At 68.0% G+C, this 25,887-nt stretch carries 24 protein-coding genes; 8 read left to right on the forward strand and 16 right to left on the reverse strand.

The features are described from left to right. Positions 1 to 338: 338 nt before the first annotated feature. Positions 339 to 626: a PadR family transcriptional regulator gene (locus NDI65_RS08135; RefSeq protein ID WP_004044685.1), complete on the forward strand. Its 288-nt coding sequence runs from the start codon at positions 339 to 341 to the stop codon at positions 624 to 626. A gap of 15 nt (positions 627 to 641) precedes the next feature. Here the strand turns inward: NDI65_RS08135 and NDI65_RS08140 are convergent, their stop codons facing one another. After that, positions 642 to 1,910 (reverse strand): AI-2E family transporter, encoded by a 1,269-nt coding sequence (locus NDI65_RS08140; protein WP_089779840.1) that lies wholly within the window; start codon positions 1,908 to 1,910, stop codon positions 642 to 644. 220 nt (positions 1,911 to 2,130) lie between these two features. Between NDI65_RS08140 and NDI65_RS08145 the strand changes: the two genes are divergently transcribed. Then, the gene (locus tag NDI65_RS08145) at positions 2,131 to 3,483 is read left to right on the forward strand and encodes an aminotransferase class III-fold pyridoxal phosphate-dependent enzyme (RefSeq protein WP_089777553.1); all 1,353 of its coding nucleotides are present in this window, start codon (positions 2,131 to 2,133) and stop codon (positions 3,481 to 3,483) included. 9 nt (positions 3,484 to 3,492) lie between these two features. On the opposite strand, the gene NDI65_RS08150 is transcribed toward NDI65_RS08145, so the two are convergent. From NDI65_RS08150 to NDI65_RS08160, 3 genes are all read right to left on the reverse strand, one after another. Beyond that, positions 3,493 to 4,917 carry a transcriptional initiation protein Tat gene (locus NDI65_RS08150; RefSeq protein WP_089777554.1) on the reverse strand — a complete coding sequence of 475 codons (1,425 nt, stop codon included), beginning with the start codon at positions 4,915 to 4,917 and terminating at the stop codon, positions 3,493 to 3,495. A 66-nt stretch (positions 4,918 to 4,983) separates the two neighbouring features. After that, positions 4,984 to 5,964 (reverse strand): flap endonuclease-1, encoded by a 981-nt coding sequence (gene fen / locus NDI65_RS08155; protein WP_089777555.1) that lies wholly within the window; start codon positions 5,962 to 5,964, stop codon positions 4,984 to 4,986. Positions 5,965 to 5,991: 27 nt separating this feature from the next. Then, positions 5,992 to 6,612 carry a GNAT family N-acetyltransferase gene (locus tag NDI65_RS08160; protein WP_089777556.1) on the reverse strand — a complete coding sequence of 207 codons (621 nt, stop codon included), beginning with the start codon at positions 6,610 to 6,612 and terminating at the stop codon, positions 5,992 to 5,994. Positions 6,613 to 6,672: 60 nt separating this feature from the next. Between NDI65_RS08160 and NDI65_RS08165 the strand changes: the two genes are divergently transcribed. Together NDI65_RS08165 and NDI65_RS08170 are read left to right on the forward strand one after the other, a co-directional pair. Beyond that, a complete protein-coding gene (locus NDI65_RS08165; RefSeq protein ID WP_310893547.1) occupies positions 6,673 to 7,254 on the forward strand; it encodes a methyltransferase domain-containing protein in 582 nt (193 codons plus the stop codon). A 21-nt stretch (positions 7,255 to 7,275) separates the two neighbouring features. Beyond that, positions 7,276 to 7,692, forward strand: a complete 417-nt coding sequence (locus tag NDI65_RS08170; RefSeq protein WP_089777557.1) for a DUF3054 domain-containing protein — start codon at positions 7,276 to 7,278, stop codon at positions 7,690 to 7,692. Positions 7,693 to 7,781: 89 nt separating this feature from the next. On the opposite strand, the gene NDI65_RS08175 is transcribed toward NDI65_RS08170, so the two are convergent. Further along, a complete protein-coding gene (locus NDI65_RS08175; RefSeq protein ID WP_089777558.1) occupies positions 7,782 to 9,161 on the reverse strand; it encodes an MFS transporter in 1,380 nt (459 codons plus the stop codon). 226 nt (positions 9,162 to 9,387) lie between these two features. Between NDI65_RS08175 and NDI65_RS08180 the strand changes: the two genes are divergently transcribed. Then, a complete protein-coding gene (locus NDI65_RS08180) occupies positions 9,388 to 9,636 on the forward strand; it encodes a hypothetical protein (RefSeq protein ID WP_089777559.1) in 249 nt (82 codons plus the stop codon). 72 nt (positions 9,637 to 9,708) lie between these two features. Beyond that, positions 9,709 to 10,707 carry an ornithine cyclodeaminase family protein gene (locus NDI65_RS08185; protein WP_089777560.1) on the forward strand — a complete coding sequence of 333 codons (999 nt, stop codon included), beginning with the start codon at positions 9,709 to 9,711 and terminating at the stop codon, positions 10,705 to 10,707. Between the two features lie 102 nt (positions 10,708 to 10,809). Here the strand turns inward: NDI65_RS08185 and NDI65_RS08190 are convergent, their stop codons facing one another. The 6 genes from NDI65_RS08190 to rqcH form a co-directional block, all read right to left on the reverse strand. Continuing rightward, the gene (locus NDI65_RS08190) at positions 10,810 to 11,361 is read right to left on the reverse strand and encodes a hypothetical protein (RefSeq protein WP_089777561.1); all 552 of its coding nucleotides are present in this window, start codon (positions 11,359 to 11,361) and stop codon (positions 10,810 to 10,812) included. Positions 11,362 to 11,543: 182 nt separating this feature from the next. Then, entirely contained in the window at positions 11,544 to 11,978 is a 435-nt protein-coding gene (locus tag NDI65_RS08195) for a hypothetical protein (protein ID WP_089777562.1), read from the reverse strand. Between the two features lie 89 nt (positions 11,979 to 12,067). Further along, positions 12,068 to 13,138 carry an mRNA surveillance protein pelota gene (locus NDI65_RS08200; RefSeq protein ID WP_004969282.1) on the reverse strand — a complete coding sequence of 357 codons (1,071 nt, stop codon included), beginning with the start codon at positions 13,136 to 13,138 and terminating at the stop codon, positions 12,068 to 12,070. Positions 13,139 to 13,205: 67 nt separating this feature from the next. After that, positions 13,206 to 13,901, reverse strand: coding sequence for a DUF4013 domain-containing protein (locus tag NDI65_RS08205; RefSeq protein ID WP_310893548.1), 696 nt, complete (start codon positions 13,899 to 13,901; stop codon positions 13,206 to 13,208). Between the two features lie 63 nt (positions 13,902 to 13,964). Beyond that, positions 13,965 to 14,672, reverse strand: coding sequence for a DUF4013 domain-containing protein (locus NDI65_RS08210; protein ID WP_089777564.1), 708 nt, complete (start codon positions 14,670 to 14,672; stop codon positions 13,965 to 13,967). Between the two features lie 180 nt (positions 14,673 to 14,852). Next, positions 14,853 to 16,961 (reverse strand): ribosome rescue protein RqcH, encoded by a 2,109-nt coding sequence (rqcH, locus tag NDI65_RS08215; protein WP_310893549.1) that lies wholly within the window; start codon positions 16,959 to 16,961, stop codon positions 14,853 to 14,855. A 108-nt stretch (positions 16,962 to 17,069) separates the two neighbouring features. On the opposite strand from rqcH, the gene NDI65_RS08220 reads away from it, so the two are divergent. Together NDI65_RS08220 and NDI65_RS08225 are read left to right on the forward strand one after the other, a co-directional pair. Then, positions 17,070 to 18,419: a hypothetical protein gene (locus NDI65_RS08220; RefSeq protein WP_310893550.1), complete on the forward strand. Its 1,350-nt coding sequence runs from the start codon at positions 17,070 to 17,072 to the stop codon at positions 18,417 to 18,419. 96 nt (positions 18,420 to 18,515) lie between these two features. Continuing rightward, complete coding sequence (locus tag NDI65_RS08225) at positions 18,516 to 18,959, forward strand: GNAT family N-acetyltransferase (RefSeq protein WP_310893551.1); 444 nt, start codon at positions 18,516 to 18,518, stop codon at positions 18,957 to 18,959. A gap of 13 nt (positions 18,960 to 18,972) precedes the next feature. On the opposite strand, the gene NDI65_RS08230 is transcribed toward NDI65_RS08225, so the two are convergent. The 5 genes from NDI65_RS08230 to NDI65_RS08250 form a co-directional block, all read right to left on the reverse strand. Beyond that, a complete protein-coding gene (locus NDI65_RS08230; protein ID WP_089777568.1) occupies positions 18,973 to 20,196 on the reverse strand; it encodes a mechanosensitive ion channel family protein in 1,224 nt (407 codons plus the stop codon). Positions 20,197 to 20,460: 264 nt separating this feature from the next. Further along, positions 20,461 to 22,119, reverse strand: coding sequence for a tRNA uridine(34) 5-carboxymethylaminomethyl modification radical SAM/GNAT enzyme Elp3 (locus NDI65_RS08235; RefSeq protein ID WP_089777569.1), 1,659 nt, complete (start codon positions 22,117 to 22,119; stop codon positions 20,461 to 20,463). Between the two features lie 129 nt (positions 22,120 to 22,248). Then, positions 22,249 to 24,480, reverse strand: coding sequence for an OB-fold nucleic acid binding domain-containing protein (locus tag NDI65_RS08240; protein ID WP_089777570.1), 2,232 nt, complete (start codon positions 24,478 to 24,480; stop codon positions 22,249 to 22,251). Positions 24,481 to 24,606: 126 nt separating this feature from the next. Continuing rightward, entirely contained in the window at positions 24,607 to 25,134 is a 528-nt protein-coding gene (locus NDI65_RS08245; protein ID WP_089779842.1) for a YIP1 family protein, read from the reverse strand. An 83-nt stretch (positions 25,135 to 25,217) separates the two neighbouring features. Further along, positions 25,218 to 25,805 (reverse strand): thymidine kinase, encoded by a 588-nt coding sequence (locus NDI65_RS08250; protein WP_004061202.1) that lies wholly within the window; start codon positions 25,803 to 25,805, stop codon positions 25,218 to 25,220. Between the last annotated feature and the right edge of the window lie 82 nt (positions 25,806 to 25,887).

The following is a 25,887-nucleotide window of genomic DNA, read 5'->3' on the forward strand; positions in this document are numbered from 1 at the left end:
GTCTGCCCCGCCGTCCGTGTACGGTGTCCCGTCGTACCGAATCTGTCGAGAAACACACAGGAGAGCCGCGAGTTACTTCGACGCCACGGAGTTCCGGTTCTGACAGCCGAACCATGTTCATAGATAACAATTAACAACATAGTCGCCGTAATTCGTTCGAGTCGTCCATCTGTGGACATATCCAGTCCTCGAAACGGACAGTTCGACAGATTAGTAACTTGGTCAACATAATTGCGGCCGGAAGATTTCGGGGACTGGCGCGTTTTCGAGGGTAAATCGTCGGCCGAGGCCGATATGTTTATCTGAATTAGACAGTAACATACGAGTCGAATTTACCGATGTACGACCTGACAGGATTCCAGCGAGACCTGCTGTACGTCATCGCCGGTCTCGAAGAGCCGCACGGACTCGCCATCAAAGAAGAACTCGAAGCCTACTACGAAAAGGAGATTCACCACGGGCGGCTCTACCCCAACCTCGACACGCTCGTCGAGAAGGGGCTGGTCGACAAGGGCCAGCGCGACCGCCGGACCAACTACTACACGCTCACCCGCCGCGGTCGCCGCGAAATCAAGGCCCGCGACGAGTGGGAAGCGGAGTACGTCCCCGAAGACTTCGAGGCGTGAGCGGGGCGACTCGGGCTACCCGTCCGCGCCGGCGTCGGACGGCGACCGTGAGTCTCGACCTGTTCTCGTCTCGTCTCGGTCGGTAAACGTCTCCGAAGCGCCGGACTCGCCTTCCACCGACCGGTCGGTTTCGGCTGTTTCTCGCGGCGCGTCGTCGCCCTCGTCAGCGGTCAACTCCTCCACCGGTGGCCCGTCGATCAGGTGTCCCGGGTCGACCATGTACGGTCTAATCGGCTTTCCGGCCAGTAGCTCCGGCAGGACGAGTCGGACGAAGTTCACGAACAACACGAGTATCATCGGCATCAGGAAGATGCCGTACCAGCCGAAAAGCAGCGGGCCGAACGTGTACGCGAGCATCACGGCCCCGACGTGGAGGCTCCGACCGGAGACGTACGGCCGGAGCACGAGGTCCGGAATCGTGTCCACGATGACGAACGAGACGGCGGCGAAAAGCAGGACGAACCAGAGTCCGGGCGGGTTCGCAATCGCCGCTTCGATGCCCATGTAGCCCGCGACTGGGACGTAGACGAGTTTCATGCCGACGACGGGGATGAGGCTCGCGACGCCCGCGAGCAGACCGATGAGCGCCGGGGCCGGAATGCGGACGCCGGTCGGCGCGAGGACGTTCAAAAGCGAGTACGCGATGACGCCGATGGTGCCCGTGAGGATGGCGTTCAGGATGTTGCCGAAGAAGATGCTGTTGAAGTCGCGGTCCACGCCGCGCATGTAGGCTTCGAGGATACCGTGGTCGTCGGCGAACATCGACTGGCCCCACCGTCGCAGGAGGTGGCCGTCGCGGAGGAGGTAGAACGCGAACGCGATCATGACGAACAGGTGAATCGCGCCGACCCCGAGAAAGGCGAAGGTGTTGGCGGCGACGCTCAGCGAGTCGAACACGGAGCCGAGGGCCTCGGGCGTCAACACCGACCGGAAGTCGTACTCCAACAGCGCCTGCGGGCTGGCGATACCCTCCACCAGCGCGGGGTCGATGCCGTAGGCTTCGAGGTCGATGGGCACCTCGTCCGACGAGAGTCGGTCGGCGTACCGCAGGAACTCGCGGAGCGCGATGGTCGCGGCGTAGGTGACGAGTCCGAGCACTGGAAGCGCGAGGGCGAAAAGCGCCACGGCGGCCGCGAGGCTCGGGGGCTTCACCCGGCGACGAATCCGCCGGTAGATGGGCCGCGTGGCGTAGTAGATGAAGAGACCGAAGACGAACGTCCCGATAAAAGAGTAGACGACGTAGGTGAGCGCGCCCGCGAGGACCAACGCGAGCGACCACCACATCGCCCGGGAGCGCTGAATGTCAGGGAGAGCCATACCCAATCACGCACGCGGAGGCGTCAAAAGCCTACCGCGGGAGCGACAGGTCACGACGGAACACCGTCACGACCGGCCGGCGAACCGTCGGCCCCCGCGTCGAAACCGACCGACTCGGCCGCGGCGCGGGAGATATTACATCAATAATAACGAACATCTTAACTCGCGCGTCGCCGTACCGAACCGCATGGACCGAGAGACGGCGGTGCCACGCGTCGATTCGATGCCCGGCGAGAAAGCCCGCGAGTGGGTCGCGTACCACCACGAGCACGCCGCGCCGAGCACGTACGTCTACGACTTCGTCTGGGACATCACCGCGGAGTCGGAAGGTCCCTTCTGCACCGACGTCGACGGCAACGTCCTCCTCGATTTCACGAGTCACGTCGCGGCCGCGCCGCTCGGCTACAACAACCCGAAGCTCATGGACCGCATGGCCGAGTTCGACCTCGTCGACCCGACGAAAATCGCCGGCCAGGACTTCTACGTCAGCGACGGCTCCGCACCCGGCGAGGAGCGACTCCCCGGCCCCGCCGCGCTCATGGACAGACTGACCGACCTCACGAGCCACTACGGGATGGACACGGTGTTCCTGTCGAACTCCGGGGCAGAGGCCGTCGAGAACGCCATCAAAATCGCCTACGACCACGCCGACGGCGCGAAGTACGGCATCACCTTCGAGGGCGCGTTCCACGGCCGTACCCTCGGCGCGCTCTCGCTCAACCGCTCGAAGTCAGTCTACCGCCGCACGTTCCCCGAGATTTCGGGCGTCCTCGACGTGCCGTTCTGCGACGACCGGACCTGCTCGCCCGCGACGTGTTCCTGCGGCTTCTTCCCCGACGCCGACTCTGCGGTCTCCAAACTCAGACAGAAGCTCCACCCGAAGAAGGGTCACATCGACGCCGACGAGGTCGCCTACGTCATCGTCGAACCGATTCAGGGCGAAGGCGGCTACCGCTTCCCGTCGGACGCCTTCGCCGAGGAGCTCGCCGCCGTCGTCGACGACTACGACCTGACGCTCATCGCCGACGAGATTCAGACCGGCGTCGGCCGCACCGGCGAGATGTGGGGCTCGGACCACTACCCCATCGAACCCGACATCATCACGGGCGCGAAGGGCCTCCGCGTCGGCGCGACTATCTCGAACGACGAGCTATTCCCCGACGAGACCTCGCGGCTCTCCTCGACGTGGGGCGCGGGCGACATCGTCGCCTCGATGCAGGGCGTGTTCACCCTCGACGCAATCGAGGAGTACGACCTGCTCGACAACGCCGTCGCCCGCGGCCGGCAGTTCATCGAGCGCCTGCGCGACGACGCGCCCGACACCGTCGTCGACGTGCGCGGCAAGGGCCTGCTTCTCGGCGTCGAATTCGACACCAACGCACGCCGCGACGCCGTGCAGGAAGCCGCCCTCAAGCGCGGCCTCCTCACCCTCTCGTGCGGCTACAAGGTGCTTCGAATCCTCCCGCCGCTCGACGTGACCGCCCGCGAAATCGACCTCGGCGCGACGATGCTGGTAGACGCCATCGAGGACGTGTCGTAACGCGGTCGGTCAGGTCGCGTCGCGGCTGACGAGCGGTTCGACCACGTTCCCGAGTTCGCGCATCATCCCGGCACCGACGAGGTAGTACACCGCCGATTCGACGCGCTCTTTCCACGCGGGACCGTCGCCCATTTCGAGACTCACCTCGCCGGCGCGGATAATGCTCGCCGCCTCGTTCGCGACGACGCCCGCGAAGTTCGAGTCGTATTCGTCGCGCGTCGCCCGAAAGTCGCGCATCGCACGGCGTTTCGCCCGGAACGACCGGCCGGAGTCGTAGTCGGTATCGCCGGGGTCCACGTCGAGGGCGTCGAGCGCGAAGTCGTGGGCCCGTCGCGCGAGGAGGGCCTGACCGGTCTTCACGACGCGAAAGACCGTCAGGTCTCGTCGGAGGTCGTTACCGTAGAATCTGAAGCCGTTGTCGAAGCAGAGCATGTACAACCCCCAGCGGGCAGCACCGTAGGGCGACGACCGGTCGAGTTCGAGTTCGTCTTCGAGTTTCGTCCGCATCTCGTCACGTCTCGGGAACCGGTCGGTTTCGGCGAGGAGGCCGCGAAGCGCGTCGTCCAGTCGCTCGCGACGTGGCTGTGGGTCGTCTCCGAGACCCGAGCGATACTGCTCTCGGTAGTGTCGTGCGTTTGCGAGTCGTTGTTCCGCCCGCAACTGCGACCCCCACGTGCTCGCGAGTCCGTGGGGCGAGTACTCGTCTACCGAGTCGGGGTCGCCGCCGACGGACGTCCCATTCCAGTGCGAACTGATTCGGACAAAGGCCAGTTCGCGTTCGATGGCGTAGAGATACCCGAGGTCACGGCCGGGGGCGGAGACACGGTACGCAGAGATGGAGTCCGCAACCGCGTCACTCGCCTCCCGCAGTTCACGGCCGCGTTCGAGACGGGCCTCCGGGTCCTCCTCTCCGAGTGCAATCTTCGCGTAGCCGACGGCTTCGCCGGCGAACAGCATTCCGTAGGTTGCCGAGAAGAGACGGTCACGGGTGTCTCGTTCCTCTTTGGCGGATTCGAGGTGACCGCCCGCCGGCGACCCGCGAAGGTGAAACCGCATCTCCTCGTCCACCGAATCGAGGTCGATGCGCGAGCGGAGTTGCTTCGCCTGCTCGACGGTCTCTTCGAGTCGCCGCACCGCCGCGTCGGCGTGCTCGTCGCTCACCGGCGGCCGCCAGACGTAGTTACTCGGCGGATTGGGATACACCGTCGTCAGCCAGTCCGTAATCGGGTCGGGGAGCCACGTCGGCCTGAACCAGCCGATACCGCCGACCGCGCCCGCGCCGCCGACGAGGCCGAGCAGTTGGCGACGCGAGAGGGAGGAGCGGTCGTCAGAGCGGGGCGCGTCGGAGGGCGAGTCGGAATCGGATTCGGAGTCGTCGCGGGCGCGGACGGCCTCGGAATCGTCGTCCGCGGGCGGAACGTCGTCGGGGGACACACGCCGGAGTTCCGAACCGGCCCGTGTAAACGTGTCGGCGGGCTGTTGGCTCGGCGCGAACGCGGCCTACGTCCAGCGGTCGAGGCCGGTCTGCGTGACCGACTCTTCGATGCGCTCGAAGCCGCGTCGGACCTCCTCGGGGTCGACCTCCCACGTCTCGGTGACGAACTCGCGGGCGGCGGCCACGTCGGGGTCGATGTGGGTGTCGTAGCCGTAGTCGTCGGTGACCGGCGGGTCCAAGAAGAACTCGCGCACCCGGTCGGCGTTGGGGATGGTGTCGCCGCGGGCTTCGAGGACCGACCAGAGGTCGCCGTGTTCCTTGACGACTTTCACGGCCGTCTTCGGGCCGATGCCCGTGATGCCCTCGTTGAAGTCGGTCCCGCAGAGCATGGCGATGTCGACGAGTTGCTCGTAGGTGATGTCGTGTCTGTCGAGCGTCGCGTCGAGGTCCATCAGCTCGGGGTTCCCCTTGCTCGTCAACTGTCGGAGCGTGTACGGTGCGCCGAACAGGAGCGTGTCGTAGTCCTCGCTGCCCACGTAGTCGGCGTCGCCCTTGCGGGCCATGTAGGACGCCTGCGCCTCGCCCTCGGCGGGCGCTTCGACCACCGGCACGTCGAGCAGCGAGAGGAGTTCGCGGCTGGTGTCCTGAATCGTCTCGGTGAGCCGCTGGGTCCGGGCTTCCATCCGGGCGGCCTCGACCGCGTCGCCTGCCTCACGCGCCGCTTCGAGGCGTTCTTCGGCCTTCTCGCGCTGTTCGCGGCGCTTGGCCACCTCGTCGTCTTTCATCTCGGTGACGCCGCCGTCGAAGACGAAGACGGGCGTCAGGTCGTGTTCGAAGAACTTGGGGAGCCCCTGGACGATGCCGACGAGGTTGGCGACCTCTTCTCCCGCGTCGGTCGTGTACTTCTCCGAACTCGTCCACTTGACCGTCGTCGTGAGATACCGGTACAGCCAGTTGTGGGCGTCGACGGCGACGACGCTTCCGGCCACCTCCTCGAACGACACCTCGGAGAGCGCGGCGAGCGTCCGCAGGTCTGCGTTTCCCATTTGCTCGGCCTTCGGGACCCGAGGGTTTCAATCGTGCGAGTGAAGGCCGTCGGTTTCGGGGGGTCCCACGCCCTCGCGCGACGCGAGAAACGCCCGTTCCGGGTCGCCGAGGTCGCGGGCGCGGTAGCGGTCGAGTCCCGACTGGTAGGTCTCGCGGGAGACCGCGGCGGGCGCGTCGGCCGGGCGCTCCAACACCAACTCGGCGACGCCCGTCTCGCGGCCCGTGAAGCCGAATCCGGCCTTGTGGCACGCCTCGTAGGCGAAGGGGTTGTTCGCGGCGATGCGGACCGTCTCGTAGCCGCGGTCGGCGGCGGCCGCGCAGGTCCGGCGGAGGAGGTCGGGGCCGAGACCCTCGCCCCGGCGGTCCCGCCGGACCGTGACGTACCGGAGCCAGAGCGTCGTCGGGTCCGTCCGGTCCTCGTTGAACGCGACGGCGGCCACCACGTCCTCGGCCAACGGCGGCAGGGAGTCGGGGCCGCCGGTCGGCGCGGGCCGGTCGTCGTCGAGCGGCGGGAGGGACGCGCCGGGGTCGCGGAGCACCGTCTTGCCCGTCGCCGCGGTGACGAACTTCCCCGCGTAGGCGAACCGCCGGTAGTCGAGGCGGAGTCGCGGGCCGTCTTCGGGCCACCCGAGCAGGTCGAACTCCATACGGCCGAACTGGGATCGCCGCGCGCAAGAACCTTCCCCGTCGGGGTCGTGGCGTCGGCCATGCACGGCGCTGGCGACGTTCGGTTCTTCGACCGCTTCGCACCCGTCTACGACCTCGTGATGCCGCCCGCGGACCCCGGCGCGCTCGCCGACGCCCTCGGCCGCGCCGACCGCCCGGTCGAGCGCGTCGTCGACATCGGCGGCGGTTCCGGGCGGGCGACCCTCGCGCTCGACGTTCCGGAGCGAGTCGTCCTCGACCGCTCGGCCGGGATGCTCCGCCGGGCGCGCGAGCGGGGCCTCGACTGCGTCCGCGGCGACGCCCGCGGGCTCCCCTTCGCCGACGGCTCCCTCGACGCCGTGACCGTCGTGGACGCCTTCCACCACATGCCGAACCAGCGGGGCGTCGCCGAGGAGGTTCTCCGCGTGCTCGCGCCCGGCGGGGTGTTCGCCGTCAACGAGTTCGACCCCGAGACGCTCCTCGGCCGGGGGCTCGTCGCCGCCGAGCGCGTCGTCGGCTTCGGGTCGGCGTTCGCCGCGCCCGACGAACTCGTGCGCTTTCTCGAACGCGTCGGGTTCGAGGCCGAGGTGGTCGAACGCGGCTTCGAATACACGGTGGTCGGAAAAAAGCGGGAAAGCCATTAGGGGGGCGACGAATCCACGCCTATGGCAACCTCGACGTCGTTCTTAGAGGAGCGACTCGATGCCGGGGCGTTACCCATCGCCGTGGGCGACGTGCTCGCCATCTTCCTCCTCGTCACCGTCGGCGTGATTCAGCACAACGGAGTGTCGTACCTCTCGGCCGACCCGGTCGGGTGGGTGCTCACCGCGGTCCCGTTCCTCATCGGATGGCTCGTCACCGCCCCGCTTTTGGGCGCGTACTCGCCGGGCGCGGCCGAGTCGGCGAAGTCGGCCGTCCCGCTGGGCGTCCGCGCGTGGCTCGCGGCGACCGTCGTCGGCATGGCGATTCGCTGGACGCCGCTTTTCGAAGGCGGCGTCGAACTCACGTTCGTCGCGGTCATGCTGGTGCTCGGCTCCGTCGCGCTCGGCGTCTGGCGGACGCTGTACTTCAAACTCGTCTGAGCGTCGAACGCCGAGCGCCGCGAACCGAACCGAAGAACTGACCGAATCGAACACGGATTTTCTCTCGGCCGTCCCCGCCCGACCCGGAGTCAGGCGGGGGTCGGCCGCCGCCGCAACAGCGTCACGCCGAGGAGCGTCGCGACCGTCGCGAACCCGGCGAGGACCAAGAACAGCGCCGTCGAGTCGGCGACCGTGAGGATGTAGCCGGCGATAGCGCCGCCGAGCGCGCCGACGCCGAACACGCCGAGGTAGGTAAAGCCGTACGAGAGGCCCCGCAGACCGGCGGGCGTGTACTCCGCGACGGTGGCTTGGTAGAACGGCTGGACCATGAACAGGAAGAAGCCGAGCAGCGCACAGATGGCGAGGAGCGGGCCGACGCCGAGGCTCGCCACGGGGAGGAAGGCGACGGCGATGACGGCGAGGGCGGCGAAGCCGGCGACGATGCCGCGTTCGGTCCTGATGCGGTCGGTGAGCTTGCCGCCGACGTACTGCCCGAAGACGCCGACAGTCAGGAGCCCGGCGTAGACGAACAGCTCCACGTCGAGGGTCGGCGCGCCCCCGGCCGACCCGGACGCGAGGGCGACGGGGAGGAGCTCGGAGACCGGAATCGGCTCGATGCCGATGACCGAGCCGAGGAGGTCCGGCAGGAACGTCGTGACGCCGCGGTAGTAGAGCCCCGAGAACATCACGAGCGCGAAGACGAGCGCGAACCCGCCGGCGAAGAGGTGCTTCGACTGCGAGACGAACTCGGCGAACGAGGAGACGCCCGCGCCGGCCTTGTCGTCGCCGCCGGGGTCGGTGTCGGTGCCGTCGTCGCCAGTGTCACCACCCTCACCGCCGTCGGCGGCGGTGACCGCGGCCTGCTCTTCGAAGTTGGCGCGGGTGGCGAGCGCGGCGGCCGCGAGCGCCGGGAGCGCGAGCACGCCGGCGACGAGGTGCCAGTCGAAGAACAACAGCAGGAGCGCGGTGAGGAACGGGCCGAAGCCGATGCCGAGGTTCCCGGCGATGCCGTGGTACGCGAACCCGGTCCCGCGTTCCTCGACGCCGGTGCTGATGAGGCGGAGCCCGGCGGGGTGGTAGACGCTGGCCGCCGCGCCCCAGACGACGAGCGCGAGGGCGACGACGACGAGGTTCGGCGACAGCGCGAGCAGGAGGAACGACCCGGCCATCCCGAGGAGACAGGCGACGATGAGGCGCTTCGAGCCGACCCGGTCGACGAGGATGCCGCCGGGGAGCGCCCCGAGTCCGAACAGCGCGAAGCCGAGGCCGGTCATCACGCCCAGCGAGGCGGTCGTGACGGGAACCGACGCGAGACCGAGGTCGATGCTGGCGAACTCGCCGAGCCAGATGGCCACGAAGATGGGGATGGACAGTTCGTAGGTGTGGACCATCCCGTGGGCGAGCATCACCAGCGCGACGATGGAGCGGTCGTTGCGGTTCACGTCTCCGGCCACGGTACCGACTCCCATAACCGTGTGGAGTTCCGGCAGGCGACGCGAGCGCCACCCGACTGTTCGAACGAGAGGCACAACCCGCAGTATCGGATTTGTGATGTTCTCTCGGCGAGCAAACCCGACGCAGTCCTGCGATTCTCCTCTCATAAGTTATGAGAACGTTATCGAGAGGCCACAAAGAGAATATCAGTCATCTATGGGAAAGAATTATACCACTTACGTCCGTAGTATGGTATATATTATGACCGGATATTACGACTACATTCTTGGGCTCATCCCGCTCGCACTCCTCGGCATCACCGGCACGCTTACCGTCGCCGGGTTGCAGTTGACCACGGCAGTGCCGATGGCCGCGGGCGTGGCCGCGCTCCTCACCGGCCACGCGCTCTTCGTGAACGGGCCCTCGTCGCCGTCCCCCGCTCGCTTCGACGAACACGCCGGTCCCAACGCCGCTGACGCGCCTTCTCCGTCGGTCCTCGACGCCGACTAATCCCCATCGCACGCCCGCCCGGCCGGTTCGCCGGCCCGCAGGGTTTTGACCGCAGGTCTCGTTTTTCCGACCATGACAGCGACGTTGTTCCTCACGAGCGACGAGGTTAGTGGACTGGCGACCCCGGCCGAGTACGTCGAGGCCGTCCGCGAGGGCTACAGACAGCGCGGCGAGGGCGCGCCGGCCGAGCCGCGAACGAAGCTGTTCAACCGCGAGCCGCCGGGGATGCTCACCTCCTACGCGGCCGTGTTGCCCGAGACGGGCGCGATGGGCGGCTACATGTACTCCGCCGGCTTCGGCGCGGAGGACGCGTGGTTCATGACCCCGCTTTTCGACGCCGAGAGCGGCGAACCGCTGGCGCTCCTCGACGGCGCGAGCATGAACCCGTTCAAGACCGGGGCGGCGGGCGGCGTCGCGGTCGACGCGCTCGCCCGCGAGGACGCCTCGACGCTCGCGCTCATCGGGAGCGGCGCGCAGGCCCGCGGCCAGCTCCGTGCGGTTGCGACCGTCCGCGACCTCGACACCGTCTGGGTCTACTCGCCGACGAAGGAGAGCCGCGAGTCGTTCGCGGGCGAGCTGGACCGCACGCTCGACGCCAGCGTCGCGGCCGTCGCCTCCAGCGCCGCGGCCGTCGAGGGCGCGGACATCGTCGTCACGGCCACGACCGCCACGGACCCGGTGTTCGACGGCGACCTGCTCGAACCCGGCACGCACGTCACCGCGATGGGGCAGTACCACCCCGAAAAGCGCGAACTCGACGAGACGACCATCGAGCGCGCGACGTACGTCCCCGACCTCCGCGAGCGCGCCACGATGGACGCCGGGTCGTTCCTCGCCGCCGTCGAGGCCGGCGTCGTGGACGAAGACCACATCCACGCCGAACTCGGCGAGGTCGTCGCGGGCGTCGCCGCCGGCCGCGAGGACGACGAGGAGATAACCGTCTTCGACAGCGGCGGCACGGGCATCGAGACGGTCGCGGCGGCGCACATGCTCTACGAGAAGGCGCGCGACGAGGGACTCGGGACGACCGTCGACTTCTCGCCGGCGAGCGAGTCGCTCACGGGGGAGTAGAACGGACGGAGGTGTCTCGATTGGCGAGCGACTGCTCGCCGACGCGGTCGTCACGGCTTCGCGGCCGCGGAAAAACCGCCGGTAACCGGCGTTCGTGCTCGCTCAGAACGTCGTCGGCCACGGACGGGGGAACGCCTCCGGCAGTTCGGCGTTTCCGGGTGCGTCTGCGACGCGTTCCGGAACGATCGGGCACAGGACGACAACACCGGGTTTCGACACCGTGACCAGTCCGGCGTCCGCCGCCGCCCGAACGTCTTCGACGTCGTCGAACAGCGCCTCGGGATAGTGTTCCGAGACGTACGGCGAGGCGACGATGTCGGCCACCGTCTTCCCCGCCGCCGTGTTGACGAGGTTGACGTTCCAGTGGGGAGAGTACCCGGACTCTCCGGGGACGAACTCGACGACCTGTGCCTGCAACGTCCTGTCGCCGCCGACGAGGTAGATGTCGTTTTCCCCGCGTTCCGTCACGCCCTCCTCCACCCCGTGAGCGACGTAGTATATCTCTTCTTCTTCGTACCACCCGTTCGCGACCGAGACCCCCGCCGCGGCGGTTCCAGTCGCGCCGACGCCGAGGGCGAGTCCGCCAACGAGCAGTCCGGTCGTTCGGAGGAACCGGCGACGGGTCGGCCCCCCGCGATATGCTGTGTTCGTCATGGTTTTCCTTCGGAATCGACGGGTCGGGAGCGGTCCCACCAGACTCGGCGATTCGACCGAACGAGGGACGAGAGAACAGATAGCGGTTTTTCGATATCTCTCACCACTCCGTACCGGGTCTCTTCCAAATCTGGTGTGAATGTCGCCTCACTGTCGGCATCGGGTCGCGTGTCGATACCGAGTCACAGCGTCAGTCGCGCGGCCCGCTCGGTGCCGACGAGGACGACCGGGACGAAAGCCAACGCGCCGACACCGACGACCGCCGGAACGACGACGCCCGGCCAGAACGCGCCCAGTTCGGTCTGTGCGAACGCGCCGAGGAGCGCCGCCCCGCCGACGACGAGGCTGTAATAGGCCGACCGAATCGGGAGCGACGGCAGGTGACCCGGCCGCGGCCACGACCCGGTTCGGACGTAGCCGCCGCGGAACGTCCCGACGGCGACGGCGCTCGCCGCGAGAGCGGTGAGGCCGGACAAAGACACCGCGGCTCTCGGAGTCGCGGCGAGCAGGAACCAGAGCGTCGGAATCGCCAGTACCGACACCTCCCACGCGGCGAAAAACACCTGGTCGAGCCAGCGGTCGACCCGCTTCGTCGCCTCCGAAAGCCCACTCCGCATCACGACTAGACGTGGGTTTCGGGCGGCTAAACGGTTTCTCCGGCGATGGCGGCGATGGCGGCGGTGGTGGCGATGGCGGCGAACGTGGTCTACTGCAGTCGGTACCGGAGGACCGCCGCGATGCCGCCGAGGTTCTTCAACTGCTCGCCGGGCTGGAACTCCGCGGAGAACACGGTGACCTCGCCGCCCTTCTGTTCGACCGAGTCGATGATGTCGTTCACGTCCACGTCCCAGTCGCCGTCGCCCTGTCGCTCCGCGCGGAGCCGCGAGTCGAGGAGAAGCAGGTGTTCGACCGCGCCGAAGTCCGCGGCCTCCGCGACCTGTTCGACGCCGTAGGCCGCCTTCGCGCCCGTCGAGATGTTCTCCATCAGTTCGTCGATGAGGTTGGCCTCCTCGGCGATACGGGTCTGTTTCTGCACGTCGTCGACCGCGCCGCGCTTCAGCACCTCGTGGACGCCGCGGTCGCCGACGCCGGCGGTGTCGACGGTCGTGACGATGGTTTCTGCGACCGCGGGGAAGTTGTCCTCGAAGTAGTCCATCGCGTCGTTCTTCGTGAAGCCCGGCCCGGCGAGGATGATGGCGTCCACGTCGAGATGCGACAGCGCGGAGCCGAGCTCGTCGAACAGTTCCGAGCGCGGGCGGGCGTACTCGCCTTTCCCCGTCGGCTTCGTGAGCGAGGCGTACTCGTCGGTGCCGTACTGGGCGACGGTGTGGATGTAGGCCGCGCCCTCCTCGACGGTTGCGATGGCCACGTCGGGGTTTTCTGCGGCCTGTTCGGCCGTCTCGATGCGGTCTATCTGGTCGGCCTTGAAGTGCTTCTCGATGGTTATCTCGGCGCGTTCTTCCACGTTGAGCGTGTGGTGGTGGCCGAGTTGGTCCTCGCGGGAACAGGAGACGATGACGCCGCCGACGCGGAGGCGGTTGGCGAACCGCGCGAACTCCACGTCGTCGACCTCGATGGTGACGTTGAGGTGCTCGCGCTCGCCGCCGGTGTCCCGCATCTGCTCGTCGTCGCGCTGGATGCGGCGGGTGGTGTCGCCGGAGACGAGGTCACCCGGTTCGAGGACGTACGAGAGGTGCCAGAGGTCGTCGACGTTCTCGGGGACGAGCGTGATTCGCTCGCGCCCCTCCTCGCCGCGACCGCGGCTCGAAATGCGCATACACGTCCGGTCGTCGGGGAACGGAAAAGAGTCCTGCTATCGCGGTCCCCCCGCAATCGCCGCCGACTTACCACCCGGCCGACTGCCGACCCTTGCCGGTGGCGTCGGCGAACCCGCGCGCCCACAGGTAGTACGTCATCACCTGCACGTAGAACAGGATGAAGAGCCCGACGACGATGACCGAGAGGATACTGCCGATGAGGCCGAGCACGGCCGCGACGACGAGCGCGAGCAACCACGCGACGGCGTACTCGCCGGTGAACGCGCCCGAGACGATGGTCCGCACGTCGAAGCCGGCTCCGAGGTTCCCTTCGATGGCGAAGTTCGCCCCGGCGGCCGGCGCGAGGTAGGCTACGAGGAGGCCGAGCGCGAACACGAGGAGGCCGAGGACGACCGAGACGATACCGAGCCCGACGCCGCCCGCGGAAGCCGCCGCCGCGCTCCCCGTCGCCGCCTCGGAGACGGTGAAGGTACTGACGCCGACGATGACCGTGAGGAGCATCGCCGGGACGACAGCCAAGAGCGCCCAGACGAACGTCACCACGAACAGTTTCAGGCCGTCGACGAACAGCCCGCCCCAGTCCGTGAACGAGGGGGCGGACTGCTCGCCGTTCGCGGCCGCCTGCATCGCTCTGACGAAGTAGCCCTGTAGGATAATCCCCGGGAGTATCAGCACAGAGAGCAACGAGAGAACCCCGCCGATAATCGTCGTTGCGAACCAGTCGTCGCTTCGCTTGAGAAACCACAGCGCGTCGGAGAGCATACGTGGTCTCGCGGCGCTATCGGCTTAGATATTCCGTCGAAAAGTCGAATTCTCGCTGATAGTTCAGACGGCGGGCTGTTCGCCCGGGGTCTCGCCCTCGTCCATCATCTCGACGTCGTGGAGTTCGCCCCACGTCCTGCCGATGATGTAGTAGGCGGCGACGGCCGCGTAGAACGTCACGAACGCCCCGACGACGAAGCCGAGAATCGGGATGACGTTCAGGACGCCGACCACGATTGACGACGCGAACAGCACCGCGAACGCCGTGAGCCACGCGGTGGCGTACTTGCCCGAGGTCAGGATGGGCCGGAGCGTACCGACGTCGAACGCCGCGCCCATGCGGTCGGTCTCGGCGTAGTTCGACAGCGCCGCGGGGATGAGGTACGCGGCGAGCAGACCGAGGACGAACGCGAGCAGGAGCCCCACGAGCGCCACGATGCCGCCGACCGCGCCCGCGGCGTCGGAGCCGCCGGCCATTGCGCCGACGATGCCGGCGAAGCCGAACACGCCCGCGATGATGAGCGGGACGATACTGTAGACGAACGCGATGGCGAAGCCTTTCACGCCGTCTATCGCCATGTCGCCCCAGTCGTCGAACACCGGGGGCTCCTCGTCGCCCTTCATCGTCGCGCGAACGACCCGAAGGAGATAGCCGATGACGAGGAACGTCGGGACGATGAGGATGCTCAACAAGCCGAGGACGCCGCCGATGAGGACCGTCTTTACCCAGTCCTCGTCGTTTCGAAGGTAATTGAGGGATTCTGAAATCATGATGTTTCACCGAGCGCCACCACCCACCCACCGGCCGTTCGACCGGGTGAGAACCGCGGGTAGACACACGCGCTCGAAACTACATTACGACGAGAAAGTATATAATCTTGTACCCGATGCGACCGAATAATTGAATATTAAGCCATCTAGCGTTCGATTACCGGAAGGCTGCGGCGACGTTTACTCGTCGACGATATCGCTCCCGCCCGGCGGGAGGAACTCCTGAATCTGGTCGGGTGATGCGATTTTTCTGACGAACGACTTGTCGGCGAAGCGCTCGCGGAGCCGGCGGTAGCACAGTTTCGCGGCGTCGTTCTGGGCGTACTGCCCCGGCGTGAGCGTCAGCGTCGTCTCCGCGCGCGCCTCGATGGCCGACGGCGGGCCGCCGATGACCCGCGTCTCGCCCTCGCACTGGATGCCGACCGCGACCTTCGCGGCCACGTCCTCGAAGTACTCGCGGTCGCCGCGGATGACGAAGCTCCCCTTTTCGATGTACTCGCCCGACTCGGGCGTCTTCGACACCTGCGAGGGTTCGACCATGTAGGCGTCGTCGGCGAAGCGGCCCTCCTTCCAGATGGAGGAGTACGAGACGGCGAACTGCGCGGCCTCGCGGAGCGTCTCGTCGGAGAAGTCGACCGCCTGCGCGGGCTCGCTCGGCCCCGTCGCCTTCAGGAGCGTGACCGGCCCGCCGTGGGCCTGCGTGTGGAAGAAGCGGTCGTGCTTGCTCATGTACTTCTTCACCAACTCCTCGTTCTGGTCGGCGTTGCGGCCGCCGACGACGAGGTAGCCGCTTGAGGTGTGGAACCAGCGGAACCGCTCGAACCAGTGTTCCGTGGACTTGACGGGGACCGAATCGAGCGCCAGCCAGTCGGTCTCCTCGGGTTCTTCGTCCTCGTCGTCCTCGTCGTCCTCGCCGTCGTCGGCCTCCCACTCGTCGCGGCGGCGCTTGGCGGCCTCCAACTCCTCGCGGGTGTCCTCGATGGCGGCCAGCGCGCCCTCCTTTTTCTCCTCGATGCGCTTGGCCTCGGTGTAGAGGCGGTCGGCGTTCTTCTCGACGCCCATCGACACGTCGAGGGTGACGGTCGCGTCGTCGAGGTCGACGGTGACCGTGCCGTTCGCGCCGTCGACGTTCGTGACGGCCTCGGCCTCGGGGATGCCCTGTTCGGCACCCTCCGCGAGCGTCTCGCCGATGTCGTCCCACGGGACGCCCTCCTCGCGCGCGCCGCGGACGGTCGACAGCACGTCGTCGACGAGGTCGTAGTTGGCGTACAGCAGTTCGGCGCGCTCGCGCTCGTCTTCGGCCTGCTGTTCGAAGCCCTCGATTGCGCCCTCCTGTTGGTCGATGATGCGCTCTTGTTTGGCGATTTGCTCCTCGAAGTCCGGGCGGTCCGAGGTCGCCTCCTGCTCGTCGGCGGTCAAATCGAGACGGAAGAAGTACTCGTCGAGCGCGTCGTTGAACGTGTCGTAGGCCTCCTCGTCGAGGCCGGCGTTCTGGTGTTCGCGCAGGGGGAAGGGCGTCACGTCGACGACCTCGCCGTCGTCGTCGAGGTAGAGCCGCGGGTCGAACTCCCCGGCGCGTACCTGCTCGCGGAGATCGACGATGGCGTCGTAGATGTCGTCGTAGTCGTCGTCGGTGGCGTCGGCGATGTCGAGGGTCTTCTCCACGCCGGCGCGGGTACACAGTTCCTCGGCGTAGAGGCCGCCGAGGTTCAACTGGGTGGCGAGCGTCCGCACCACGTCGGTGTCGGACTGCTCCATGTTCCGGCCGAGGGCGTCGCGGCTGACGGTGAGAGGGTCGAGCCGCGAGGCGGGGTACTCGTACTGCGACCCCGGCGCGACCGTCCGCGACTTGAGCCGCACCGTCTCCAGACTGCGGACGACTTCGCCCGTCTCGTCGAGCACCGCGATGTTGCCCTGTCCGAACAGCTCGACGACGATTTTCGTGTTCTCGTCGCCGCGCTCGAACGTGAACGTGAGGATGCGGTCGAACTCGTACTGCTCGACGCCCGCGAAGTCGGCCCCGTTGAGCCGGTTTCTGAGCATCATCGCGAAGTTCGGCGGCCGACCGGGGGCGTCCGGCACGTGCTCCTGTGCGGCGAGGTGCGCGCGCTTTATCTCGCCCACTTCGAGGAGGAGTTCGAGCCGACCGCGGTCGAAGTCCCGCATCTTGAGGCGAAGCAGGTCGTCGCCGTAGAGGTACGCCTTGTCGACCTTCGCGCCCTCGTACCGGTTCAACTCGGTGACGAGGGCCGCGAGGTCGACGCTCGTGAGTTCCCGCTTCGGGTCCATGGACTCGCTTTTTGGCGGCGAACGAAAAGGGGTGTCGTTTCCGCGGATGCGACGCCCGTCCGAATCGGGGAGAAGATTCTTGTCAATCAGTCCGAATGTGTCCGGTGAATGCGTCCTCGCACCCTCGCGCTCGCCGCGCTCGCCCTCCTCGTCGCGCTGGCCGGACTCCCGGTCGGAAGCGCCCCGGCCGAAGCCCGGCCCCCGCCCGAAGCCGTCTGCGGCGTCTGCGGCGAGGCGTTCGAGGAGTCGGCCGCCGCCGCCGGCGTCCCGCTTACCGTCGAGTCGAGCGCGCTCCGAGTCCGCGTCGGCGACGACGGCGTCGGCGTGTGGACCGCCCGCGTCGAACTCGACGGCGAGTCGGCCACGACGTTCCGCGAGAACCCCGACCGACTCGAACGCGTCGTCCGGCGGACCTTCGAAGACTACCGCGTGTTCACCGACGACCGCCGACGCCTCGACACCCGGATGGACGGCGACACCGCGGTCGTGACGTTCGAGGTCCCCGACATGGCGTCCCGCGGCTACGGGGACGTGCTGGTCGTGGACTACTTCCACGACGACGGGGTCAGGGGCACCGTCTACGTCGACGCCGACCGGTTCGTCGTGACCGGCCCCGAGGGGTCGTCGCTCCTCACCGCACCCGCCGAGACTCGGACCAACGAGACGGCCGCCGTCTGGAGCGCCGCCGACGAGGACGCGTCGAGCGTCGGGAGCCAGACGTACCTCACGTTCGGCCCCGACGCGGGGCTGGCGACCACGGCCGCGGCCTACGCGAGTCTCGCCGCCGACTCGGGGCCCGGCGTCCTCACGAACCTCGCGTGGGTCGCGTTCGTCCCGACGCTCGTGCTCACCGTCGGCGTGCTCCTCATCCGGCAGTTCGACCGCCGGTTCGATAGCGGTCGGGGGGCGCGACGCTTCGGCCCCGTCGTCGCGGGACTCGGCGTTCTGTGGGGCCTCTGTCTGCTCGTCCTCCGGGCGTTCTCCGGGAGCGTCGCCGCGATGGCGTGGCTCCTCGCCCTCCAACTGGTCGCGCTCGGCGTCGCCTCGGCCGTCCGCCCCGGGGCGCTCGGGTTCCGTCGCCTCGTCGCCGCGACCGTCGGCCCGCAGGTCGCGCTCGCGGTCGCCACCGCGGTTGCGATGCCGGGACCGAACCCGTGGTTCTCGGTCAGCGCGCTCGCGTTAGAGGCCGCCGTCGTGTTGTTTCTGCCTCTCGGCTACGCGGCCCGGCGCGACGGAGGCACGCGCCCCCTGTCGCTCGCCATCGTCGCCGCGCCCGTGGTCTTCGCGCTTCCGCTGGTCCCCTTCGGCGGCTACGGCGTCTTGTTCGTCGGGATTCTGCTCGTCGTCTGGGTGCTGGTGACGCTCGCAACCGGGTCGCTCGTCTACCGACTCGGCTGGGCGCTCGGCGGCGAGTCGGCTCGGGGTCAGGCCGACGACAGCACGCGAGCGACGGCGTAGCGACCGCCGAAGCCGAGCGCGAACCCGGAGGCTCGCGAGTCCGACGTGAGAAACTCGCTCCGCAACCGTCAGGTAGACCCCCGCGGAACTGCCCTCATGAGCGAACCCGATGTCCGCGTCGCGGTCACCGAGGGCGAGCGCGACGACGCCTTCGCCGTCCGCAAGGCCGTCTTCGTGGACGAACAGGGCGTCGACGAGGAACTGGAGTGGGACGAACACGACGACCCCGACGCCGAGGCCGTCCACTTCGTCGCCTACGGCGGCGACGACCCGGTCGGCGCGGCCCGCCTGCGCGAGTACGAACCCGGCGTCGGCAAGGTCGAACGCGTCGCCGTCCTCGAATCGACCCGCGGCGAGGGCTGGGGGCGGCGACTCATGGACGCGCTCGAAACGGAGGCGCGCGAGCGCGGCTTCGACTCGCTCGTCCTCCACGGCCAGACGACCGCGGAGGGGTTCTACCACGGCCTCGGCTACGAGACGACGAGCGACGAGTTCGACGAGGCGGGGATTCCGCACGTCGAGATGCGGAAGTCGCTGTAGCCGACGCGGACGCCTAATCCTCCGAGACCGACGTCTCGACCGGTCGACTCCGGCGGTCCTCCCGTAGCTGGAAGCCGTCGGCCTCCTCGCGGGCGAGCAGTTCGCGCTGCGGGTAGGGTATCTTGATGCCCTCGCGGTCGAACGCGAGTTTCACGCTCCGCAGGACCTCGGCTTTCGCCTGCGCCCGGCGCGGGGCCGAGGGGTTCGTAATCCAAAAGCGAAGTTGGAGGCCGATGGCGGAGTCGCCGAACGTCGTCGGCATCACCTGCGGCTTCGGCACCTCCTCGACGAACTGGAGGTCCGTTAGCGCCTCGTCGGCCACCGACTCGGCGTGTTCGATGTCGGCCTCGTAGTCGATGCCCACGTCGAGGCGGAGCCGGAGGCGGTTGCGCTTCGTCCGGTTGGTTATCTTCGCGTTGGTCACGCGGTCGTTGGGGAAGACGACCGTCTCGCCGTCGGCGTTGCTCAGCCGGGTGTTGATGATGGTGATGTCGGTGACGATGCCCTCGGCGTCGTCTATCTCCACCCAGTCGCCGAGTTCGAACGGCCGGGAGAACATCAGCACGAAGCCCGCGATGAGCGACCCGAGGGTCTGTCTCGCGGCCATGCCGACCACGATGCCGAGGAAGCCCGCGCCGACGAGCAGGCCGCCGATTCTGACCTGCCAGACCGTGAGCGCCGCCATCCCGACCGCGAGGAGGACGACCAGTTGGAGGACGCGGAAAACGATGCCCTGCTGGTGGGCGTTGATGTTGTCCGAGGCCCTCGCGTACGAGTCCAGTTTCTCTTCGAGGACGTTCGTCCCCACGAGCGCTCCGGCGAACAGCGCGACCGTGGCCCCGAGTTTGGCGGCGTTCGGCACCGCGACGGCGAGCACGTCGGCGAGGTCAGCGGCGAGGCCGGTGTACCCCCAGAGGAGTAACAGCGACAGCGCCGCGCCGACGAACACCGCGAGTTGGAGCGTCCGGATGACGACCGTCGCGGGAAACAGCCACGCCGCGTCGGTGACGGCGTCCGGGACCCGCGGGTGGGCCAACACCCGCGCTCGGAGTTCGGCGGTCGCCCGCGAGACGAGCCGCGGCGCGAGAAAGACCGCGATGCCGAGCGCGAGCGCCACGAGCGCCGCCGAGATACCGATTCGTTCTTCCGTCGAAACGAACTGTGCGAGCGTCGAGCGGAGGTCCTGAAGCCACGTCGCCGCCTGCCCCGAACCCGCCGCACCCCCCTGAGGTGCCATCCTACCGTGTGCGATGGGTCAGACAGTAAAAGCGTGACGGAGCGACAATCAGCGGTGAGAATCGGACGGGACGTTTCGTCGGTTACAGCCGCTTCGACACGTAACGCCCACCTTTTTCCGAGGCTCGCTTCGCTCGCCTCGCAAAAATCTGGACAAAAAACAGCCGAACTAGCCTACAGCCGCTTCGACACGTAACACCCACCTTTTTCCGAGGCTCGCTTCGCTCGCCTCGCAAAAATCTGGACAAAAAACAGCCGAACTAGCCTACAGCCGCTTCGACACGTACGGGCCGTCTTGGTGGTAGCCGAGTTTCTCCTTGTAGTACTGCCGGACGCCGATGCCCGAGATGACCGAAATCTTGTCGTAGCCGGCGTCTCGGGACAGTTCCTCGGCGTGCGCGAGGAGCTTCTTCCCGTAGCCCTTGTGTTGCCAGTCGCCGTCGGCACCGATTCCCGCCTCGGAGCCGTACACGTGGAGTTCGCGGACGAGCGCCGCGTCCCGCAGTTCGCGGCGGACCGGATTGCCGGGGAACCGGAGGCGACAGAAGCCGACGAGCAGGTCCTCGACGGGGTCCTCGAACGAGATGAAGTGCTCCGTGCCGCCGGCGACCTCGTAGGTCATCACGTCGAGTTCGATGCGCTCCGGGTCCGGGTCGGCCTCGTTCATGCCGACCTCGCGGGCGCGGATGTCCCGCTGGACGATGCCGCGCTCCTCGGCGCGCTGGGCGGCCAGTTGCCGGAGGTTGGACTTCCAGACGCCGGCGTCGATGAAGTCCGCGGGGATGTCTCGCTGGACGCGCTGGAGGCGGGTGTACTTCGGAATCATGCCCATGACCTCCGCGACGATGTCGGCGGCCTCCTCGTTGTTCAGCGGGTCGTACTCGTCGCGCCGCCACATGTCGTAGGTGACGGTGTCGCGGACGATGAGCGTCGGGTAGATTTTGAGGTAGTCGGGCCGCCAGTCGCTGTTTTCGAACAACTGGCGGAAGTCCTCCAGACACATCTCCTTGGTCATGCCCGGCTGGCCGGGCATCATGTGGAAGCCGACCTTGAACGCCGAGTCGCGGAGCCGGCGGTTGGCGTCGATGGAGGCCTGCACGCCGTGGCCGCGGTGCATCTCGCGGTTGATGCGCTCGTAGGTCGTCTGGACGCCGACTTCGACCTTTGTCGCGCCCAAATCGAGCATCCGGTCTATCTGCTCGGGGTCGCACCAGTCGGGCTTCGTCTCGAACGTCGTCCCGATGTTCCGGATGTCGTTCGTCTCGTTTTCCGCGATGACGTCCTCGATGTACTTGAACTCGACATCTTCGGGGTCGGGCTTGAACGACCTGTCTTCCGCCGGCTCGGGCTCCTTGTCGAGGTCGTAGTCGTTCATGGCTTCGAGCGCGCGCTTGACGAACCACTCCTGGTAGTCGTGGCTCCGGGCGGTCATCGTCCCGCCCATCAGGATGAGTTCGACCTTGTCCACGGGGTGGCCGATGTGTCGAAGCTGTTCGAGCCGGAGCGTGACCTGTCCGTAGGGGTCGTAGTCGTTCTGGACGCCGCGGGCGGCCGCGGGCTCGTGGCCCGTGTACGACTGCGACGAGGAGAACTCGCTCGCGGGGCCGCCGGGACAGTAGAGGCACTTCCCGTGGGGGCACATGTGCGGCGAGGTCATGATGGCGACCGGCGAGACGCCGGAGGCGGTGCGGACGGGCTTGCGCTGGACGACCTCCTTGACCTCCTCGCGGCGGTCTTCCGGGGCGTACTGCAGAATCTCGGCGTTCTTCGGGACCTTCGGCGAGGAGTGTTCCGAACAGGCGTCGAGCTTTGCCGATTCGAGGTCGTCGCGGTCGACGTCGCCCGCGAGGATGCGCTCGACGAGCGCCTCGCAGGTCCGCTCGAACGCCTCGGACTCCGTCTCGGTCTCGGCGCTCACGGACACACCTCCCGTTCGGCGACGCGGTGACGGTTCATGGGCGCGAATCGGGTCGTTTCGTGGATAAGCGTGTCGCTCGGGAGGCTGGAATACAGCCCTCCGTCGAACCGCGCGAGGAGGAGTCTGGATTGCGGCTTAGAACTGCTCGGCGGCGGCGTCGAGGACGGCTTCGAGCGCCTCGTCGCGCGCGCCGGTCAGGAACTCGATGCGACCTTCGCGGATGCCCGCGGCGGCGAGGCCGGCGGCGGGCGCTTTCTCGGCGGCCGACTCGACGACCGCGCGGAGGTCGAGGTCGCCCGTGGCGCGGAGGTAGAGTTCGTCCATGCCGAGCGCGACGGTCACGAAGGCGTCGCCCTCGCGGGTGCGGCGGTGGAGTTCGTCCACGAGCAGGCCCGTCGGCGGGAAGTCGAAGCGGTGACTGTAGGCGTCGGAGTCGAGGACGGCCGCGGAGATGGCACCGACCTCGCGGCGTTCGAGGTTCGCCTGCGCCGTCTCGATTTCGGCTTCGAGCTTGATGCGGAACTGCTCGGAGACGTGGCCGGCGAGGCCCTCGTCGGCGTCGAACAGCAGGTCGGCGATGAGTTCGCGCTTGTCCTGATACGACTGGTAGTAGGCCTCCAGCGCGACGGCCTCGCGGAGTTCGCTGACGCGGTCGGCGTCGAAGCCGTGCGACTCGGCGAGGTCGAGGTACTGCTGCGGGCAGTTCTCCCAGTAGCTGACGGCGGGGAGGTGCGACACGTCGTCGCGCACGTCGTCGTTGACGGCGACAGAAAGCGTCGAGGCGAGCGCGCCGACCGAGAGGTCGCGGGCGTCGGCTCCCTCGCGGGCGGGGTTGACGAGCACGTCGACTTCCTCGGCGACCTCGTCGTCGGCGGGCGCGGCGTCGACGACGACGCGCTCGGAGCCGTAGACGCCGAGCAGGCCGAGACCGTCGAGGGACTCGGCGGTCGAGCCGGCGCCGAGGAGAAGCACGAGCGGGAGCTTCTCGTCGTGGCGGTCGCGGTCTTCGAGCATCCGCGTCACGTCGTTCGTGGCGGCGTCCATGCCGTAGACGGCCTCTTCGAGCGGCCGGCGGGTGAAGTAGTGGTACTCGGCGTCGTCGCGGGGGTGCTCCTCGCGGATGAGCGGGAGCACGGCGCGCTCGACGGCCGCGCCGGCGACGTAGCCGTCGGCGGTGGCCGTGTGGCGGACGACGATGGGGCGCGATTCGAGGACGGCGCGGCGGATGGCCTCCGCGGCGTCGAGCAGCGACTTGCCGACGGCGGCGACCGGCTCGTGGGCCGCGAGGGGCGCGACGGCGTCCGGGCGGGCCTCGTCCGAGAGGGCGTCCGCGAGGCGCTGGGCCACGGTGTCGGCCTCGTCGCCGCCGAGAATCGTCAGCTCCTCGGTCTCTATCTGGAGTTCGCCGCGGCGGCGCTCGACCTCGCCGTCGATGCGGACGTAGTCGCCCACTTCGACGTCGGGGTACGCGCGGACGCCGGCCTCGACGAAGGCCGCGCAGTCGGCGATGGCCGTCTCGTCGCGGAGTTCGAACACCGTCGGGCCGCCCGTCTGGCGGACGCTGGCGATTTCGCCCTCGACGCGAATCACGTCGCCGACGCGGTCGTCGATGCTGTCGAGCGTCACGCGCGCTGCCTCGGCGTCGTCGGCGTCAGCGTCGGACTCGACTTCCTGCTCGGCGTCGGTGTCGTCCTGCTCGGGCTCCGACTCGGGTTCGCTCTCCGATTCCGTCTCGACTTCCTGCTCGGGCTCGCCGTTGGCGGCGATGTCGTCGACGACGTCGCCGGCGGTCGGCGCGCGGTCCTCGTCTCCGGCGTCGGACTCGGACTCGGACTCGGACGCGGCGTCCTGCTCGGGTTCGGGTTCGGGTTCGGGTTCAGCTTCCTGTTCGGGTTCCGATTCGGGCTCAGACTCGGATTCGACCGTCTCGGACGACGTGCTCGCGCCGGCGGGCTTCGTCGTCTTGCCGGTCTTGGGGCGCGTCTTGACGGTCGCCGGGCCACTGCTCTCGGCTTCCTTCTCGACGGGCTGGCCGTCGGCGTCGCCGTCGGGGTCGTGGATGCGAGCGCCGCGGAACTCCGAGTCGGACTGGCGAATCGACCAGCCGAGGTCGATGTTGCCGTTGTCGCGGACGTTCTTCACCTGGACGAACACCTCGTCGCCCGGCTCCCAGTCGAGGGATTCGAGGCGGCGGTCGAGTTCGCTGCGGTGCAGTAAGCCGGTCACGTTCGAAGCGAGGTCGACGAAGACACCGAAGTCGGCGTAGCCGTCGACGGTGCCTTTGTAAAATCGGCCGGGGACGAGCTGGTGGGGGCTATTGCCCCGGAATTCGAACCAGACGTCCTCCTCGTGCGTAATCCAATCCATTGCGTTGAGCAAACAACCCCTAACTAAAACGATTGTCGAAAAACGCTCAGGCGAAATTCGCGCGTTCGCGGGCGGAAAAACGGCGTTCGGTCGGTCGAAACGGGCGAAATACGGGGGGAGATTGGCTCAGACGAGCGCGAGCGCGGCGGCGAGTTCCGAGAGGGCGCGGAAGCCGCCGAAGGCGTAACCGAAGACCAGACCGGCGGGGACGGCGGCCGCGACCGCGGCCTTCGGAACCGTCGTCCGGTGGACCTCGCTGATGCCGACGACGAGGAGTACCGCCCCGTAAACCGCACAGAGCGCGCGGACGCCGGGAATCGGGAGGCTGGCGAAGGCACAGGGCGCGGCGGCGTAGGCGATGACCTGCACCGTCTCGCTCACCCCCGCGCGGCGGGACAGAAGCGGGATGAGAAGCGCCGTCTGGATGGCCGCCGTCAGGTGGAGCAGCGCCGGCGCGACGAACAGCGCGACGACGAGCAGGGCGACGAGCGCCGACACGAGCGGGCCGCCCTCGATGGCCGGAATCGTCGCCGGCGCGAGGGCGAACCCGAGGCCCTGATAGACGAGCGCGACCGCGATGGCGAACACGAGGCCGGGCGCTTGGTCGCCGGGGGCGACGCCGTCGCGGAAGAACCGGCGGGGGCGAACGACCACGGCGACCCACGCGCGCAGGAGGCCGGTCAGCCCGCGGTCGCGGCCCTCCCGTGGGGTTTCGACCCAAGTAGTCACGCTAGCCTCTAGTCCCGCCGGAGGGTATGACAGTTCCGACACCGCGCCTCGTAGGACTCCTCCGCGCCGACGAGGATGGTGGGGTCGTCCACGTGGGCGGGTTCGCCGTCGATGAGTCGCTGGTTCCGGGTCGCCGGCTCGCCGCAGACGGTGCAGATGGCTTGGAGCTTGTCGACGTACTCGGCGAGCGCCATCAGTTGGGGAAGCGGGTCGAACGGCTCGGCGCGGAACGTCTGGTCGGTCCCGGAGACGACGACGCGCTTGCCGTCGGCGGCGAGCGCCTCGCAGACGTCGACCAACTCGGCCGAAAAGAAGTTCGCCTCGTCGATGGCGACCACGTCTTCGCCGTTGAGTTCCTCGGCGATCTGCCAGACGCCCTCTCCCTCGGAGGGGACGACGCTCGCCTCCCACGAGCGCCCGGCGTGCGAGCCGACCGTCGTTTCCCCGTAGCGATCGTCGAGCTGGGGCTTGAACACCGAAATCTCCTGGCCCGCGATTTCGGCCCGGCGGAGCCGTCGGAGGAGTTCCTCGGTCTTCCCCGAGAACATCGACCCGGAGATGACCTCGATCCACCCGCTCTGCGTGATGGCGTGCATATCCTGACTGGGGGACGAGGAGGGTCAAAACGATTGTTCATCTGCCGCGACCGTCGGGAGTCGCGACGGGTCGTCCCGGACC

It is taken from the genome of Haloferax sp. S2CR25, assembly GCF_031624535.1.
Taxonomy (GTDB): domain Archaea; phylum Halobacteriota; class Halobacteria; order Halobacteriales; family Haloferacaceae; genus Haloferax; species Haloferax massiliensis.